The following is a 15764-nucleotide window of genomic DNA, read 5'->3' as shown; positions in this document are numbered from 1 at the left end:
ACATAAACCGTCCTATCTATCTTGATTATGCAGCCACTACCCCTGTAGATCCTGAGGTAGCAAAAAAAATGACCGATTATATGACCTTTGATGGGATGTTTGGTAATCCAGCATCACGTTCTCATGGTTATGGGTGGCAAGCAGAAGAAGCCGTTGAAAACGCCCGTCAGCAAATTGCAGATCTCATTAATGCCGATCCACGTGAAATCGTTTTTACCTCAGGTGCTACTGAATCGGATAACTTAGCGATTAAGGGTGCGGCTCACTTCTATTCTAGTCGTGGCAAGCACATTATCACCAGTAAAATTGAACATAAAGCTGTGTTAGACACGTGTCGCCAATTAGAGCAAGAAGGCTTCGAGATTACTTACATCGAGCCCCAAAAGAGCACAGGACTTATTTTACCTGAACAAGTGAAGGAAGCCATGCGTGAAGATACTATCTTAGTGTCTCTTATGATGGTTAATAATGAGCTTGGTACTTTAACCGATGTGAAAGCAATTGGCGAAATTACTCGCGCTGCAGGTGTTGTCTTCCATGTTGATGGTGCTCAAGCTGCTGGTAAGGTAGCCATTGATCTTGAGCAATTAAAGATTGATTTAATGAGCTTCTCTGGTCATAAAGTATATGGACCTAAAGGGATTGGTGCTTTATTTGTACGCCGTAAGCCACGTATTCGCCTACGTGCAGAACAACATGGCGGCGGTCACGAAAGAGGGATGCGTTCAGGTACTTTAGCTACCCACCAGATTGTGGGTATGGGCGAAGCGTTTTCGATAGCCGCAAAACGTCTTGAAGAAGATCATGCTCATGCGCAAAAGTTACGTGATAAGCTTTGGGCAGGCGTTCAAGATATTGAAGAAATTTATCTGAACGGAGACTCAGAACATAGTATCCCTAATATCATCAATATTAGCTTTAACTTTGTTGAAGGTGAATCATTAATGATGTCACTTAAAGACATGGCAGTATCTTCAGGCTCTGCTTGTACATCAGCTACCTTAGAGCCTTCTTATGTATTACGTGCCATTGGTCGTCCAGATGAGTTAGCTCACAGCTCTATACGTTTTAGCTTTGGTCGTTATACCACTGAAGAGGATATTGATATTATCTTGACTCAAATTCACGAAGCTGTCGATAAATTAAGAGACTTATCGCCACTTTGGGATATGTATAAAGATGGTGTTGATCTTAACTCAGTCGAATGGGCGGAACACTAATTGACAACTGATTAATTTTAGCAGGCATTCATTCTAAAGTTCTTTATTTTTAATTAGCTATTAATCAGGTATAACGTCTCTTAATTAGTTAGACAGTTATTTTTTAGACATTTATTTAGGTAGCTGTATTGATTGAAGGATTGATAGAAGCATTGCTGTGCTGATTTAAGAATTGGCTGGTATGATTTATTAGTTGGGTTGATTTAAGAGTTGGCTGGTATCATTTGGTTGTTAAAAGGTTAATTATCATTGATTATCCAGCCTCCAACCCTCATTAAAGACTTATAGATCATTGAATAAATAGATCAATAAATAGATCATTGAATAATTAGCTCATTGATTCATTTATATCACTACTAAAAAACACTTTAAAACTATTTTATTGAAATACGCTTAGCGAATAAGCTTAATAGTACAATTTATCTAGGTTAAACCCGAGGAGTAACACCATGGCTTATAGTAATCAAGTAATTGACCATTATGAAAATCCACGCAACGTTGGTAATTTGGACAAGGATGCCAAAAACGTCGGTACAGGCATGGTAGGTGCACCCGCTTGTGGTGACGTTATGCGTCTACAAATCCAGGTTAATGACGACGGTATCATCGAAGATGCTCGTTTCAAAACATACGGTTGTGGCTCTGCAATTGCATCAAGTTCTCTTGTTACTGAATGGCTTAAAGGTAAAACTTTAGACCAAGCGGGAGAGATTAAGAATAAACATATCGCTGAAGAATTAGCGTTACCACCAGTTAAAGTTCATTGCTCAGTGCTTGCAGAAGATGCGATCAAAGCGGCAATTAATGACTATCGTGTTAAAAGTGGCAGCACCTCTACGGAAGCATAAATTAGTTTGACCACAAGCTGTTAAGTTTGACTAGAAGCCGTTAAATTTAATTAGTTAATCCGTTACGTTTATTAGCTGAGTATATTAATAAGGCCACTTGATGGGCAATAATAGTAGACTTTAATATGAGTAGCTATTTAGATTATTAGTAATTAACGAGTTTAAGTCCACCGAGTATACGGTCTTACTTGTATCAACAAAAGATCAATTAAAGTAATTTTTAACAAATAGGAAAGTCTAAATGATTGAACTGACCGAACGTGCAGCAAAACACGTCTCTGACTATCTTTCAAACAGAGGTCATGGTGAAGGCATTCGAGTTGGTATTCGTACTGCTGGATGTTCTGGACTGGCCTATGTGTTAGAATTTGTTGATCAACCTGATGCTGCTGATCAAAAATTCGAAAGCCAAGGGGTTAATATCTTTGTTGACCCCAAAAGCATGGTTTATCTTGATGGTTTACTGATGGATTATGTAGTAGAAGGATTGAACGAAGGCTTTAAATTCAGTAACCCTAATCAAAAAGGGGAATGTGGATGTGGAGAATCATTTACCGTTTAATATAAACGACTAAACCATTTTTCTTTGCAATCCTAGCCATTCAATATACACAACTTTACTTTTAGCTGACGACATTGTTCGTCAGTTTTAACTTTAGCATATTTTAACTTTAGTACATTGTAGTTCATATAGTATGCCTAAATATTCTATGCTGACTTTTACCAGTGCATGAATAAAAGTTTTATACCTTTAGCCAATTAATAGCACCCCAAGCCTATGTCTGAAAATACGCCTACCTTTGCCAATTTTTTTGCTCTCTTTGAGCAACCAGTTTCCTTTGATGTTGATAAAATAAAATTAAGTAACCGGTTAAGGCAACTTCAGCAACACTATCATCCAGATAAACTATCTTCAAGCTCTGAGACGGACGATCCTTCGTCAAGGCAAAGTTCTGCGGTTATTAACCATGCTTACGATATTTTAGTAAATCCAGACAGTCGCGCCAATTACTTACTCGAGCTATCCGGTCAATCCTTAAATACTGACCACTCTATTGCAGATTTAGATTTTCTTGATGATGCGATGGACATGCGTATGGCATTAGATGATGCAGAGTCATCGGCTGATTTAGCAACCATAAAACAATTAAAAACAAAAGTAGACCAGCGCATAGAGGCTCACTCGACACGCTTTAATGATGCCTATCTCAATCAAGACTGGCCAGTAGCGATGGATGCGACTCAGAAGCTTAAGTTTCTCGTTAAACTCAAAAAAGATATGGATACCTCTATCGACAATAGTCAGCAACAAGACAACGATGACGACCTCTATCTATAAGTCTTTATAACATTATATTATCGCCATTTTAACCTCTACAACCAATTGAGTGTGTTATGTCTCTATTACAAATTGCTGAACCCAATCAAAGCGCCAACCCTCATGAACATCAGTATGCCCTTGGTATAGATTTAGGCACTACCAGATCTATGGTGGCGGTTGTACGCTCAGGTAAAGCTTCACTCATCGAAAATTCAGCTTCTGATGAGTCAAATGCTATCGACACACTCCTACCTTCCGTCGTGTACTACGGTAATAAAGAAAATGACAACTTACCTTTAGTGGGTAGTGACGCACTCGCCTATTTTGAAACCGACCCTGAAAATACCATTATTTCTGCAAAACGTTTTATGGGTCGTAGCCTAAAAGATATTAAATTTTCGCATCCTTATCAGCTAAAGTCGAGCGATACAACGACAGACTCAATGCCGTCATTTGTCACTGCTTCAGGAGAGTTCTCGCCTGTTGAAGTTTCTGCCGATATCTTGCGGACGCTTGCGCATCGTGCTCAGTCTGCGTTACCGGATGATAGTATTCAAGGTGCGGTGATTACGGTGCCTGCCTACTTTGATGAAGCTCAGCGACAAGCAACTAAAGATGCGGCTAACTTAGCAGGTTTAACCGTACTTAGGCTATTAAATGAGCCTACGGCGGCGGCTGTGGCTTATGGACTCGATCATCAAGAAAATAATAATGATAACGGCGAGAAAAACGAGCATATCTATTTGATATATGATCTGGGTGGCGGTACTTTTGATGTGTCTTTATTAAAGATGACAGAAGGGGTGTTTGAAGTATTAGCCACGGGCGGTAACAGTGCATTGGGGGGTGATGATATCGACCGTCAAATTATGGGTTGGATATTAAAGCAAGCGGGCTTAAAACCAGCCGATATGACCGCCCAACAGCGCACCCATATTGCTCGTCAAGCTGAATCCTATAAACAAGCCTTGACCCATAAAGACAGCGTAGAAGTCTCTTTATCTATTGGTGATAAGCCGTGGCAAGGAACGTTAACGACTACGGATTTACGTCAGATTATTGAGCCCATAACGCGTCGTACTTTAGCCGCTTGTGAGCAAGTGATGCGAGATGCCAATGTCGAAATATCACAACTGGATGAAATCATACTGGTTGGTGGCTCTACACGAATGCCTGTGATTCAAGAAGCCGTTACCGCCTTTTTTAATAAGGCGCCCCTGTCACATCTAGACCCTGATCAGGTTGTGGCCCTAGGCGCCGCTCAGGTTGCTGAACAACTTATTAAACAAGATAAATCCAACAATGTGTTGTTGCTAGATGTCACACCTCTGTCATTAGGTCTAGAGACAATGGGAGGACTCGTCGAAGTCATCATCCCTCGTAATACCCCTATCCCAGTAGCGAAAAAACAAACCTTCACTACTTATCAAGATGGTCAGACAGGTATGGTCATTCACGTAGTACAAGGTGAGCGTGATACCGTCGCCAATAACCGTTCTTTAGGGCAGTTTGAGCTATATGGCATCCCACCTATGAAAGCTGGACTTGCTCGCATTGAAGTCACTTTTGAGATTGATGCCAATGGTCAGCTCTCTGTGAGTGCTTATGAAGCTACTTCAGGCGTACAAAGTGACATTAAAATTAAGCCATCATACGGTTTAAGTGATGAGCAACAAGAGCAGCTGTTACGAGCTGGATTTGACAATGCTGAAAAAGACAAACTCTCTCGTAGTCTGCTGGAAGCTAAAGTTGAAGCTGAACGCGAAATCCTAGCATTACAATCTGCTATGGAAGAGTTTAATGCGTTACTCTCAACCTCCGAGCAATCAGACTTACAACTCGCAATGAATCAGCTGGGTAAGGTCTTAAATGAAGTCTCAACATCACAAGTATCAAATCTAGAAGAGCAAGACTTGATGGCCTTAAAAGCAGATGTTGAAGCCAAACAAGCTCTGCTTAAACCCTTGAGTGACTCCTTTGCTGCTCGAATTATGGATCTAAGCGTTAAACAATCTATGGCGGGCACTAGTACCGATACTTGGTCTGAATAAACCAAACTAATACCTTTTAAAAAATTTATAACGAGAATGTCATATGCCAAAAATCACATTACTGCCTCATCATGAGATATGCCCAGAAGGGGCCGAAGTTGAACTTGAAAGCGGTGAAAACCTATGTAAAGGTTTGCTTGAAAAAGGCTATAAAATTGAACATGCTTGCGAAATGTCCAAAGCCTGTACTACCTGTCACGTAATCGTCCGTAAGGGCTTTGATAGCTTAGAGGAGATGGACGATATCGAAGCAGATTTGCTTGACAGAGCTTGGGGGCTTGAGCCTGACTCTCGACTATCTTGTCAAGTTGACATCGAAGACACAGACTTGGTGGTAGAGATTCCTAAATATACACTAAATCATGCAAAAGAAAACCATTAAACAGGGTGGTATAGAAGTACGTTTGGAATTTAATACCTAATCAGGAATAACAAACACATAATTAAAGGCGCCTCTAATGGCGCCTTTAATTATGAATCTAACAAAGATAAGTTATGATATTAAAAAGTTATAAACTACCCTATTTCTGAGCTTGAAACCCTATTTAATCCGATAATTTGTTAGCTTACTGCATCTGCCAGTCAAACGGCATCTGATTGTGACCTCGTAGTGCCATCATCAAAGTCTGCTGCATGGCGAGATATACTTCTTGAGTATAGGGCACGGTAGGCGTTCCCCAAACAGGATTAGGCCATGCCAAATCGTTTTTGTAGCGCACAATATGATGAAAGTGTAACTGGGGCACTTGATTACCGAGGGCTGCCACATTCATTTTGTCAGCATTGAAGGTTTTATCCATTTGACTCGATAACCAACTTGACTCACGTAAAAACTGTGCTTGATCCACAGCGGACAGCTCATAAATTTCTTGTACACCAGCCACTCTAGGCACCAAAATCAACCAAGGAAACTGACAGTCGTTAATAAGACGACACGTTGATAACGGAAAATCTCCAACTAAAAATGAATCTTTAGCTAGGGTTGGATGAAGTTGAAACATATTGGCTCTCTTAGTTATTTTAATATTTCTGCAATCCAATATTTTATCAGGTATTGCATAGATATTATAGATGCTAAGTCATGTTTAATCTTTTTTGTACATTTGCCCTTATTAAAGATTTGGTTGTCGGTATTAAATTAAAGCGTTTCCCAAAAAAAACAGCCTTAATCTCTTAAGGCTGTCTTACTATTTAGTCTGCACAGACTCAAATAGTTATGTATATAGCAAACGCACTATTTTATTGTTATTCTCTTCCTGTTGTTTTACTCATCATCCCTAATTATTTAAACAATTTTTTATTATTATAAAAAGTTTATTATTATTAATTCTAATCTTCTTATTAATAACTATCTTATTAACAACTATCTCATTAACAATATCGAGTACCCGATTGATTTACATTTCAACGGCGTCTTCAGCCTCGTCATCGAACCACTCTGGTACTTGTAAATCCTCAAGATCTACAGCCAAATAAACGTTATTATTACTCTTTGTTATCATTATGTCCTCTCCTCTTTATTTCATTCTCCTCTATTGGATGGGTATACAATACGTGTCTTAGATGACATCTGTATTAAACAAACATGACGCTTTTATGATATAGCTCACACTTTGACATATTTAGATAACTCAAAGAAATTTATATTACTTGACTAAGTAAAAGGTACTTAACCTTTACAATTAACCTTCACTCATTCACTTTAACAACGCTTTACGTGTTATCTTTTGAGACATGCTTAGCAAAGTGAGTCAATAATTCACGGACGACTTCGACTCGCTTTTGCGGGGTATCTAACTTGTCAGGATTAGTATAGCGTATGCCTGATGCCCCGTTCATGCGATAGCGGTTACCATCCGATTGAATCAATTGAATGATGGCTAGCGCATCTACAGGGGTATCTGGTGCAAACTCTAAAACCACACTGTTAGATGTCGCATCAATCTTAAAGATAGACAACGGTTCAGCTTGCACTCTTAACTGATGTATCGCAAACAGCTGCTTAGCTTGATCAGGTAATCCGCCAAAGCGGTCGATCATTTCCGTACGAATGTCGGTTAGCATCTCTTTATCATCGGCGTTACTAATACGTTTGTAGAATAAAAGACGCTGCGGCACATCATTGACATAGTCCTCTGGTATAAGCGCTGAACAATGTAAATTAATATCACTGGTCAAGGACAAGGGTGTGTTTAAATCAGGCTCTTTACCTGCTTTAATGGCCTTAGTCGCACGCTCTAGCATATCCATATACAGACTAAAACCAATGGCCTGCATGTTGCCACTTTGCTGTTTGCCTAAGATCTCACCAGCGCCTCGAATTTCTAAATCTTCACTTGCCAGCATAAAGCCTGCACCCAGTGTATTGGCGCGCTCAATGGCAGTTAGACGCTTTTTAGCATCGCCTTTAAGCCCTTTTACGGATGGCACTAACAGATAGCAATATGCCTGATGGTGACTGCGTCCCACACGGCCTCTAAGCTGATGCAACTGCGCCAAACCAAACTTATCAGCACGTTCAATAATGATGGTGTTTGCATTTGGAACGTCAATACCCGTTTCAATAATCGTGGTACACACCAGTACATTAAACTTTTTGTGATAAAACTGCTGCATGACTTGTTCAAGACCACGCTCATTCATTTGGCCGTGCGCCACCCCAACCCGAGCCTCTGGTACCAGCTCACGAATATTTTCTGCCATGCGTTCAATACTGGCGACATCGTTGTGCAGTAAGTAGACTTGCCCGCCGCGCAATAGCTCACGTAATATCGCCTCCTTCAACAGCTGATTAGACTTTTGCATGACAAAAGTCTTAATCGCCAAACGACGGGCAGGCGGGGTTGCAATAATAGACATATCACGCATACCAGTAAGTGCCATATTGAGTGTTCGCGGAATCGGTGTCGCTGTCATTGATAAGCTATCCACATCGCTTTGAATGGCTTTTATACGCTCTTTATGACGTACCCCAAAGCGATGCTCTTCATCGACAATCATCAAGCCTAAATTGGCAAATTTTACGTCTTTTTGCAGCAGCTTATGAGTACCAATCACGATATCTACTTTGCCCTCTGCGAGCTCCTGTAACACTTTATCTTGATATTTTTTACCGCCAAATCTCGATAAGGTCTCAACCCGAATCGGCCAATCTGCAAACCGATCCTTAAAGTTGTCTTCATGTTGGCCGGCAAGTAACGTAGTGGGCACTAGTACAGCGACTTGATAACCACTGTTAACCGCAATAAAAGCGGCTCGCATCGCCACTTCAGTCTTACCAAATCCCACATCGCCACAGATTAACCTGTCCATAGGTTTGTTTTGCTTCATATCGTGCATCACCGCATCGATAGCATTGGCTTGATCTGGAGTCTCTTCAAAGGCGAACTGACTAGCAAATAGCTCATATTGAGCAGTATCAACCGTAAAGTGGATGCCCTCTTTGGCTTGTCTACGGGCTTGAATATTTAACAGCTCAGCGGCGACATCGTGGATTTGTTCCATCGCCTTTTGTTTGGCTTTATCCCATTTACCACTACCAATTTTGTGCAGTGGTGCCAACGCTGGATCTCCGCCACTATAGCGACTGATTAACTGTAAATTGGCTACTGGTACATAGATACTAGCGTCATCGGCGTATTTTAAATGGATAAACTCTTGTTCGCCCTCCCCGGCATCTAAGGTAATCAAGCCATGGTAACGTCCAATACCTTGATCGATATGCACAACCGGACTGCCTTCAGTCAATTCAGTCACGCTTTTTACCAAAAACTCTTCTGAGACATCGCTTTGACGGCGCCGGCGAGTCTGTAGCACCTGCCTGCCGAATAGCTGAGTTTCACTGACAATAGATAGATGCTGGTCGATTACAGCGCCACGCTCAATAGGAGCAATGGTCAAGCCCACGGTCGGTCTTGTCTCGCTCTTTAATGAGTCAGGATGTTGATACAATTCACTGGTTAAAAACTGTTGTAAGTTCTCAAACGCTTGAACCGTAAGTTTACCCTTGAATACTTCTAATAAGATCTCTCGACGTCCTGCCGTTTCTGCAACGACCAATATCGGACGTCGCTTTGAGTTGTCTTCCTGCCATGTTCCATTTGCATAAGCGAGAAGCTCTTGAAGTGGCTCTGCTTTTTGATGTTGTACGGGAAGCTCAGGTGGCATAGACACTGGTAGGCGTACTTTACCACTTTGGGTGTTGTCTGCTGAATTTGAGTCTGCTTGTGATAAATCACTTTGACTCAAAATAATTCGCGGATACGCATTGAGCTTCTCATGAAGCTCATTGCTCGGTAAATAAAGCAGCTTAGGTTCAACTATCGGCTTATCTATATCATGACGACGCTCTTCATAGCGCCGTTGAATCTGTGACCAATAATCGGCTTGTAATTCGGTCGTATTTTCATCAATGATAAACAACGTATCTTTAGGAAAATATGAAAATAAATGCCCGGTTTGCGACCAGTCCTCTAAATCGAAAAATAATGGCTGATAATATTCAAGGCCACTGCTGGCAATACCCGCCATGACATCTTTGTGGACTTCAACTTTGCGACTACTGGCTTTAGGGTACATAGCAGCGAAGTTATTCCGAAAGGTCTCACGGCCTTCTTCTAAAGGAAACTCTTTGGCAGGGAGCACCTGAAACTGGGTAATAGGCTTTGAGACATCAGGTAGCTTATGTAATAAAGACAACGACTCTACTGTCAGATCATGTTGATTGGCACTGTCCGAATCTGATTTGCCAGCGACTAAATCCATTAGTGTTTGCGTCGATAACGTACGCTGTGTTTGCGGGTTAAAAAAGCGTATGGTCTCAATTTCATTATCGAATAGATCTAGTCGTAGTGGAAACGGCTGACCCATCGCAAAGATATCAACCACACTACCCCGAACAGCAAACTCACCCGGTTCAAAGACATTATCAACCGCACGGTAGCCTGCCGATGCCAATAAAGACCGTTGAACGTCGATGTCAAAGATTTCGCCCACGCTTAAGTCAAAGTGCTGCCCGATTAACCAACTTGGTGGTGCGACACGCTGCATTAAAGTTTGAATGCTAATAAGTAATATGCCGCTTTTGGGCATATCGGTTAGTAGATTAATACGCTCGCTGACGATGTCTTGATGCGGTGAGAGCTCATCATAGGTCAGTGTTTCCCAATCTGGGAAAACATAGGCATCCACACCGCAGAACGCCAATTCAGTTTCTATTTGATTGAGCTGATTTTGATCCTTTGTCACCATGACTTTTAGTCGGTTTTCTACATTTGCCACTGGACAATCTGTGAGACTGGCTAACCATAGGCTGCCTGCCGCCGCGTGAGCTGGATACAGCCAACGTTTTTGATTTTTATCAATCGGAAAAATCTTTTCGTTAGTTGGGGTAAAGATATCGGTTAAGGGATGCTCAATTAGGTTAGGCATAACGGGTGGTTTTTATCCTTGTGAAAGGCCAGTCTGTCAAATAAAGTAAGGTTTAGGGGCTTATAGTAAAGCGCTTTTTAGGGTGTCTATTATACGAATAAAAGTGATAAGTACCAATTCAAATTGGCGTGGTAATTGTTCATTATAGTCATAGCCATATAAAAAAGTTACGGTGTTAATCTTGCTTAGCCTACACCAGTAGTACTTACACTCGATTGCCTTGTACCTCATTTATCTGACTACGACTATAGTTTGGTAGTCTGAAAAAGTATTCTGCAAGAGTCATCTTCATAGGCAAAAGTCTAACTTGCATGAATGGTTTGACCACAAACGCGGTTTAGCCATGATTGAAGCGGATATACTTGGCAATGCACTGTGGTGCGTGCGCTTGGCAAGTGACGGTATCGTGGCAGCAGGAACGGCACATGCCTTTAGCGCACGCCACAGTGCGAGTCAAGATAGTAGCGACAAGCATGAATAGCTCTACATTAAGTAGTCTATAATAGATGGCATAGAGAAAACCAACATAGCAAGTGTTGAGCTATGTTGGCTTATTAGATTTTAACTCAATAAGTTTTTACGGGTGTAAAGGCGTCATATATACTCTCCAGTCGCCTTAATTATCAAAATCTATTTGTTTAAGATCTCGCCAAAACGACCTAAATAAGGGGCTTGTCACTGGCGATAATACCGTTGTTATCGGCGTAAACAAACATGCCAGAATTTAAACTCAAGTCACCAAAATTGATTTCGATATCGGTCTGTCCTTCACCGCGGCGCGTTGATTTGCGAGGAATACACCCTAGCGCCATTACGCCAATATCCATTTGCGCCATGTCATCAACATCACGAACACAACCGTAAACGATAACCCCTGCCCAGCCGTTTTTAATGGCAGATTCAGCAATCATATCCCCCAATAACGCGCAGCGCATTGAGCCACCACCGTCTACCACCAGCACTTTGCCTTCCCCATTGGCATCTTTTCCATCGCTATTTAATAGCTCTTTAACTCGGCTGTTGTCTTCAAAGCATTTGACGGTTACGATCTCGCCGCAAAACTTATCTTTACCGCCAAAGCTGTAAAATGACTTACCTTCTATATTGGGCAAGCATACTTGGCTTTCAGGATTGGCATCTAGTAAGTCGCAGGTTACAAAGTTTGTTTTGGTCATCTCGGTCATTGTTATTTCCTTATAGGCTATGGCTTAAGTAAAAGGGGCATGAAAAGCTCGTTTATGAATTTAAACCTCTAAAATCGTATGAATCAGTTATGTAGTACTCACGTTCAAATTTTTTGCTTAAGACTTTAATTGAGTCATCATAAGGAGTTCTTTATTCTCAATCACGGTAACAGTGTTAATCGTCTTATCTCGCGGCATATACTTATGTCGCTCATGAATATTTTGAGCGCTCAGCGCTATCGCAGCAGCAACCCTTTGGGCCTCAATAGGTCGTGCCTTCATCGTTTTTGGTACAAGTGGTGATATCAGTTTATAGGCTCTTTGGGCACTGTTTTCTAGTATTAGCCCTTTATGTTTGCCGAGTAATAAAGACGGTCTAAATATGACCAATTCATTAAACCCAAGTTCTATGATTGCGTTTTCAAGCTCACCTTTAACACGATTATAAAAAAACCGGCTTTGGGTATCAGCCCCTAAAGCAGACAATAAAAAGAAACGCTCTACGCCTTTGTTACGACACATCTTAGCAAAATTTAAATTATAGTTATAATCTATATTTTTAAAATTGTCGTCACTACCAGCTTGTTTTTTTGTGGTTCCTAAGCATGTAAACGCATCGGTATCAGTACCTATCGATATGTTAGTAATCATCTCATCGAGGTTTGTAAAATCCCCCAATTGATAAAACTGCATCTTTGCCGAAATTTGTTTGGGTGGTTTTCTGGCGATAATAATCAAACTGTCATACATTAAGCTCAGCTGATTGACTAAGTTTCGTCCGACTAGACCAGTTGCGCCTATTATTATGGCTTTACGTTGCATATCTATGGTTACCTATTTTTCGATACTTCATTGACGCTTTGATGACGCTTGAATAATACTTATAAGAAAGCTCTTGATTATATCTAAATATAACCTTCCTAAAGACAATTTCTTTTTGTTACTGTAAACCCTTTTAGTTAAGGGCTCAATCGATAATTTACTCTTGAAATCATTTGATACAAAGCTTGTTAAAATGACTAATTACTGATATAATCCGCCGCTTTATAGCAATAAGTAAATGGTTTGTTTGTCATTTGACGATTTATCCTTTAAATATGGACAAATATAGACATAAATACAGACAAATAGTTATTTAGTTCACTAAGATACCTACTGTTTTATTAATTTGTAATAACATTGGTATCTGTTATAAATCTCCTTGCTGTTGACATGGGGTCAATGGCTACTAATCCGTAAGGAGTCTTAAATGCGACATTACGAAGTGGTGCTTATCGTACACCCTGACCAAAGCGACCAAGTTGTCGGAATGGTTGAGCGATATATCAAATTAGTTCAAGACAATAGTGGTCTTGTACACCGTCTTGAAGATTGGGGCCGCCGTCAATTGGCTTACCCTATTAATAAAATCCATAAAGCTCACTATGTCTTATTCAATATTGAGTGTGATGGTAAAACTTTAGAAGAGCTTGAAGAGCTATTCCGTTACAACGACGCGATTATTCGTAGTCTGATTGTTCGTCGTGACGACGCGATTACTGAGCCTTCTCAACTAGCTAAAACTGCTGATGAGAAACGCGCTCGTAAGACGCCACGCAGCGAAGACTCTAGCAACGATCATGATGATGAGTCTAACGACTATTCTGACGATTAATTTAAGCTCATTTAAGGAGAACATCCATGGCACGTTTTTATCGCCGTCGCAAATTTTGCCGTTTCACCGCTGAAGGTATCACTCACATCGACTATAAAGATGTTGAGCTACTAAAACAATACATCAGTGACAATGGTAAAATTGTACCAAGCCGTATCACTGGTACATCAAACAAATATCAGCGTCAACTAGCAACTGCTATCAAACAAGCTCGTTATTTAGCATTGCTACCATACACTGACAATCATCAGTAAGCCAACTTAGGAGTGACTCATGCAAGTTATTTTATTACAGCGTATCGTCAACCTTGGTAAGCTTGGCGAAACTGTAGATGTAAAAGCTGGATATGGTCGTAATTTTCTTATCCCGCAAGGTAAGGCTTTACCTGCTACACCAGCAAACCTTGAAAAATTTGAAGCACGTCGTGCTGAACTTGAAGCGATTGAAGCTGAAGAATTAGCTGCTGCACAAAAACGTGCAGATGCGCTTACTGACGTCAACGTCATTATGCGTGCTAAATCAGGTGAAGATGGTAAATTATTTGGTTCTATTGGTACTCGCGATATCGCTGATGCCTTAACCAAATCTGGTATCGAAGTTGACCGTTCTGAAGTTAAGTTACCATCTGGTACTTTACGTCAAGTGGGTGAATACAACGTTGATATCCAGCTTCATCATGACATCTTTGCTAATATCTTAGTCACTATCTTATCTGAAGATGGTAACGTTCAAGCTGCACAATCATCTGACGCTCAGGAAACTGAAGAAGAAGAGTAAATTGTATTAGCAAGCTATTAAGCTTGTTAAGATTCTAAAAATAAAAGTCAGCTTCGGCTGGCTTTTTTAATCTCTAAAAATATGTTATTTAGTGTAATAGCAATGGCTATTGACTTGTTCTACCTATTATTCCACTGTATAATATCTCGTTCTATTGGGGATGTTCTGGCTTCGACGCTGGTGATGAAACTCAATGATGCATGTCGAGAGTATATGTCCTCTCGTTAATCAAACATATATTGTTATAGTCGCAAACGACGAAACTTACGCTCTAGCAGCTTAAACCCTGCTTACTCCTCTGCCCTTTACCCATAGTGGGTTAGATGAGTTGAAGCGCACGCATATGGGTTCGCTTAAGTGACTGCCTTAGTCACTTAGGTTCAAACTTAAAGGATCGCCCTATCCAACCTGACTGTCGGTTCGGTGCGGGTTAAAGCCAAAGACAGACCCTAAACATGTAGATTCATGAGCGTAGTGCTGGCGGACGCGGGTTCGACTCCCGCCATCTCCACCAAATACTAGTATTAAAATCAAAGCCCCTCATTCGAGGGGCTTTTTTTATGACGTAATTTTGACAGAATTAAGCTTAGCGAGGCTAACACCGTAACTTTTTAGTAGTTCGATATATATATTTGATATTATATTCTAATTTGATGGTATATTTGTTAGCTTGTCAGTATTAATAGTATAGTCATGATGAAAGACACTATACTTATTATAAATTTAAAACAAAAAAAATTTCTAAACAAGCTGAACATCTACCCAAATATTCAAATCCCCCACCATTTAATCACTCACACAAAAAGGCTATTTCTTGTCAGCGAGCTATAAGGCGTTCAGTACATTACTTATTGCGATCATTAAGATTGTTACACCTCCTTTTGTCGGCATCTTATTCTTTACCCTATTTTTTATGTTTTCCAACTATATTATTCACTCACAACCTTTGTATTCATAGCTTGGACCCAATTGGTTTCACGTATTTATCGAAATGCTAGGTATTGGGTATCTCTTTTCTTTAGCCTCTTATTTTTTCTCACTTATACCACTGGCTTTTCTCAAACAAACTCAGTATTACACGTTAGCTTTAGTCGCTTTATTTGGTCATATTTATGGTTTTTTGATATTTTATTTTTTTATCACCCATGTTGCGCCCATCATCTATTATTTAATGGCCGGACTAAGTAGTGTGGTTGGCACTGCCACTTACTATAAACTGGACAAGACGTTACGGTTGAACAGCATTTAGTGCATTTCAACTTAAAGGTATGATACTTTT

14 protein-coding genes and 1 other RNA gene are annotated in these 15764 nt (G+C 40.4%); 11 read left to right on the top strand and 4 right to left on the bottom strand.

Annotated elements, in window-relative coordinates:
* Positions 1-2 precede the first annotated feature (2 nt).
* The 6 genes from AC2SLT_RS04455 (at position 3) to fdx (ending at position 5822) form a co-directional block, all read left to right on the top strand.
* Complete coding sequence (locus tag AC2SLT_RS04455) at positions 3-1220, top strand: IscS subfamily cysteine desulfurase (RefSeq protein ID WP_486546588.1); 1218 nt, start codon at positions 3-5, stop codon at positions 1218-1220.
* A gap of 449 nt (positions 1221-1669) precedes the next feature.
* The gene (iscU, locus tag AC2SLT_RS04450; RefSeq protein WP_486546432.1) at positions 1670-2068 is read left to right on the top strand and encodes a Fe-S cluster assembly scaffold IscU; all 399 of its coding nucleotides are present in this window, start codon (positions 1670-1672) and stop codon (positions 2066-2068) included.
* A 241-nt stretch (positions 2069-2309) separates the two neighbouring features.
* Positions 2310-2630: an iron-sulfur cluster assembly protein IscA gene (gene iscA, locus AC2SLT_RS04445; RefSeq protein WP_486546431.1), complete on the top strand. Its 321-nt coding sequence runs from the start codon at positions 2310-2312 to the stop codon at positions 2628-2630.
* 216 nt (positions 2631-2846) lie between these two features.
* Positions 2847-3407 carry a Fe-S protein assembly co-chaperone HscB gene (hscB, locus tag AC2SLT_RS04440; RefSeq protein ID WP_486546430.1) on the top strand — a complete coding sequence of 187 codons (561 nt, stop codon included), beginning with the start codon at positions 2847-2849 and terminating at the stop codon, positions 3405-3407.
* A 56-nt stretch (positions 3408-3463) separates the two neighbouring features.
* On the top strand, positions 3464-5440 hold the full coding sequence (hscA, locus tag AC2SLT_RS04435) for a Fe-S protein assembly chaperone HscA (RefSeq protein ID WP_486546429.1): 1977 nt from the start codon (positions 3464-3466) through the stop codon (positions 5438-5440).
* Positions 5441-5483: 43 nt separating this feature from the next.
* Positions 5484-5822 (top strand): ISC system 2Fe-2S type ferredoxin, encoded by a 339-nt coding sequence (fdx, locus tag AC2SLT_RS04430; RefSeq protein WP_486546428.1) that lies wholly within the window; start codon positions 5484-5486, stop codon positions 5820-5822.
* Positions 5823-6006: 184 nt separating this feature from the next.
* Here the strand turns inward: fdx and AC2SLT_RS04425 are convergent, their stop codons facing one another.
* Entirely contained in the window at positions 6007-6441 is a 435-nt protein-coding gene (locus AC2SLT_RS04425) for an HIT domain-containing protein (protein ID WP_486546427.1), read from the bottom strand.
* A 712-nt stretch (positions 6442-7153) separates the two neighbouring features.
* Positions 7154-10870: a transcription-repair coupling factor gene (gene mfd, locus AC2SLT_RS04420; RefSeq protein WP_486546426.1), complete on the bottom strand. Its 3717-nt coding sequence runs from the start codon at positions 10868-10870 to the stop codon at positions 7154-7156.
* Between the two features lie 343 nt (positions 10871-11213).
* On the opposite strand from mfd, the gene AC2SLT_RS04415 reads away from it, so the two are divergent.
* On the top strand, positions 11214-11351 hold the full coding sequence (locus tag AC2SLT_RS04415) for a hypothetical protein (RefSeq protein WP_486546425.1): 138 nt from the start codon (positions 11214-11216) through the stop codon (positions 11349-11351).
* Between the two features lie 178 nt (positions 11352-11529).
* On the opposite strand, the gene rraA is transcribed toward AC2SLT_RS04415, so the two are convergent.
* Both rraA and AC2SLT_RS04405 read right to left on the bottom strand, forming a co-directional pair.
* Positions 11530-12045: a ribonuclease E activity regulator RraA gene (gene rraA / locus AC2SLT_RS04410; protein WP_486546587.1), complete on the bottom strand. Its 516-nt coding sequence runs from the start codon at positions 12043-12045 to the stop codon at positions 11530-11532.
* 126 nt (positions 12046-12171) lie between these two features.
* A complete protein-coding gene (locus AC2SLT_RS04405) occupies positions 12172-12876 on the bottom strand; it encodes an NAD(P)H-binding protein (RefSeq protein WP_486546424.1) in 705 nt (234 codons plus the stop codon).
* A 427-nt stretch (positions 12877-13303) separates the two neighbouring features.
* Here AC2SLT_RS04405 and rpsF point away from each other — a divergent pair, with 427 nt between their 5' ends.
* The 4 genes from rpsF to ssrA all read left to right on the top strand — a co-directional run bounded on the left by rpsF (position 13304) and on the right by ssrA (position 14999).
* Positions 13304-13708, top strand: a complete 405-nt coding sequence (gene rpsF / locus AC2SLT_RS04400) for a 30S ribosomal protein S6 (protein WP_486546423.1) — start codon at positions 13304-13306, stop codon at positions 13706-13708.
* 26 nt (positions 13709-13734) lie between these two features.
* Complete coding sequence (rpsR, locus tag AC2SLT_RS04395; protein ID WP_007395263.1) at positions 13735-13962, top strand: 30S ribosomal protein S18; 228 nt, start codon at positions 13735-13737, stop codon at positions 13960-13962.
* A 19-nt stretch (positions 13963-13981) separates the two neighbouring features.
* Positions 13982-14485: a 50S ribosomal protein L9 gene (gene rplI / locus AC2SLT_RS04390; protein ID WP_486546422.1), complete on the top strand. Its 504-nt coding sequence runs from the start codon at positions 13982-13984 to the stop codon at positions 14483-14485.
* Positions 14486-14641: 156 nt separating this feature from the next.
* Positions 14642-14999, top strand: a transfer-messenger RNA (tmRNA) gene (ssrA, locus tag AC2SLT_RS04385).
* The last annotated feature ends 765 nt before the right edge of the window (positions 15000-15764 follow it).

The sequence above is a fragment of the Psychrobacter sp. CX18 genome (genome assembly GCF_057396215.1).
The sequence above is the reverse complement of the archived record's forward strand: the minus strand, read 5'-3'. Positions and strand labels throughout refer to the sequence as shown.

Coding starts and splice junctions, on each gene's coding strand:
- iscU (WP_486546432.1), top strand. CDS start 1,670: ATGGCTTATAGTAATCAAGTAATTGACCATTATGAAAATCCACGCAAC.
- iscA (WP_486546431.1), top strand. CDS start 2,310: ATGATTGAACTGACCGAACGTGCAGCAAAACACGTCTCTGACTATCTT.
- hscB (WP_486546430.1), top strand. CDS start 2,847: ATGTCTGAAAATACGCCTACCTTTGCCAATTTTTTTGCTCTCTTTGAG.
- hscA (WP_486546429.1), top strand. CDS start 3,464: ATGTCTCTATTACAAATTGCTGAACCCAATCAAAGCGCCAACCCTCAT.
- fdx (WP_486546428.1), top strand. CDS start 5,484: ATGCCAAAAATCACATTACTGCCTCATCATGAGATATGCCCAGAAGGG.
- AC2SLT_RS04425 (WP_486546427.1), bottom strand. CDS start 6,441: ATGTTTCAACTTCATCCAACCCTAGCTAAAGATTCATTTTTAGTTGGA.
- mfd (WP_486546426.1), bottom strand. CDS start 10,870: ATGCCTAACCTAATTGAGCATCCCTTAACCGATATCTTTACCCCAACT.
- AC2SLT_RS04415 (WP_486546425.1), top strand. CDS start 11,214: ATGATTGAAGCGGATATACTTGGCAATGCACTGTGGTGCGTGCGCTTG.
- rraA (WP_486546587.1), bottom strand. CDS start 12,045: ATGACCAAAACAAACTTTGTAACCTGCGACTTACTAGATGCCAATCCT.
- AC2SLT_RS04405 (WP_486546424.1), bottom strand. CDS start 12,876: ATGCAACGTAAAGCCATAATAATAGGCGCAACTGGTCTAGTCGGACGA.
- rpsF (WP_486546423.1), top strand. CDS start 13,304: ATGCGACATTACGAAGTGGTGCTTATCGTACACCCTGACCAAAGCGAC.
- rpsR (WP_007395263.1), top strand. CDS start 13,735: ATGGCACGTTTTTATCGCCGTCGCAAATTTTGCCGTTTCACCGCTGAA.
- rplI (WP_486546422.1), top strand. CDS start 13,982: ATGCAAGTTATTTTATTACAGCGTATCGTCAACCTTGGTAAGCTTGGC.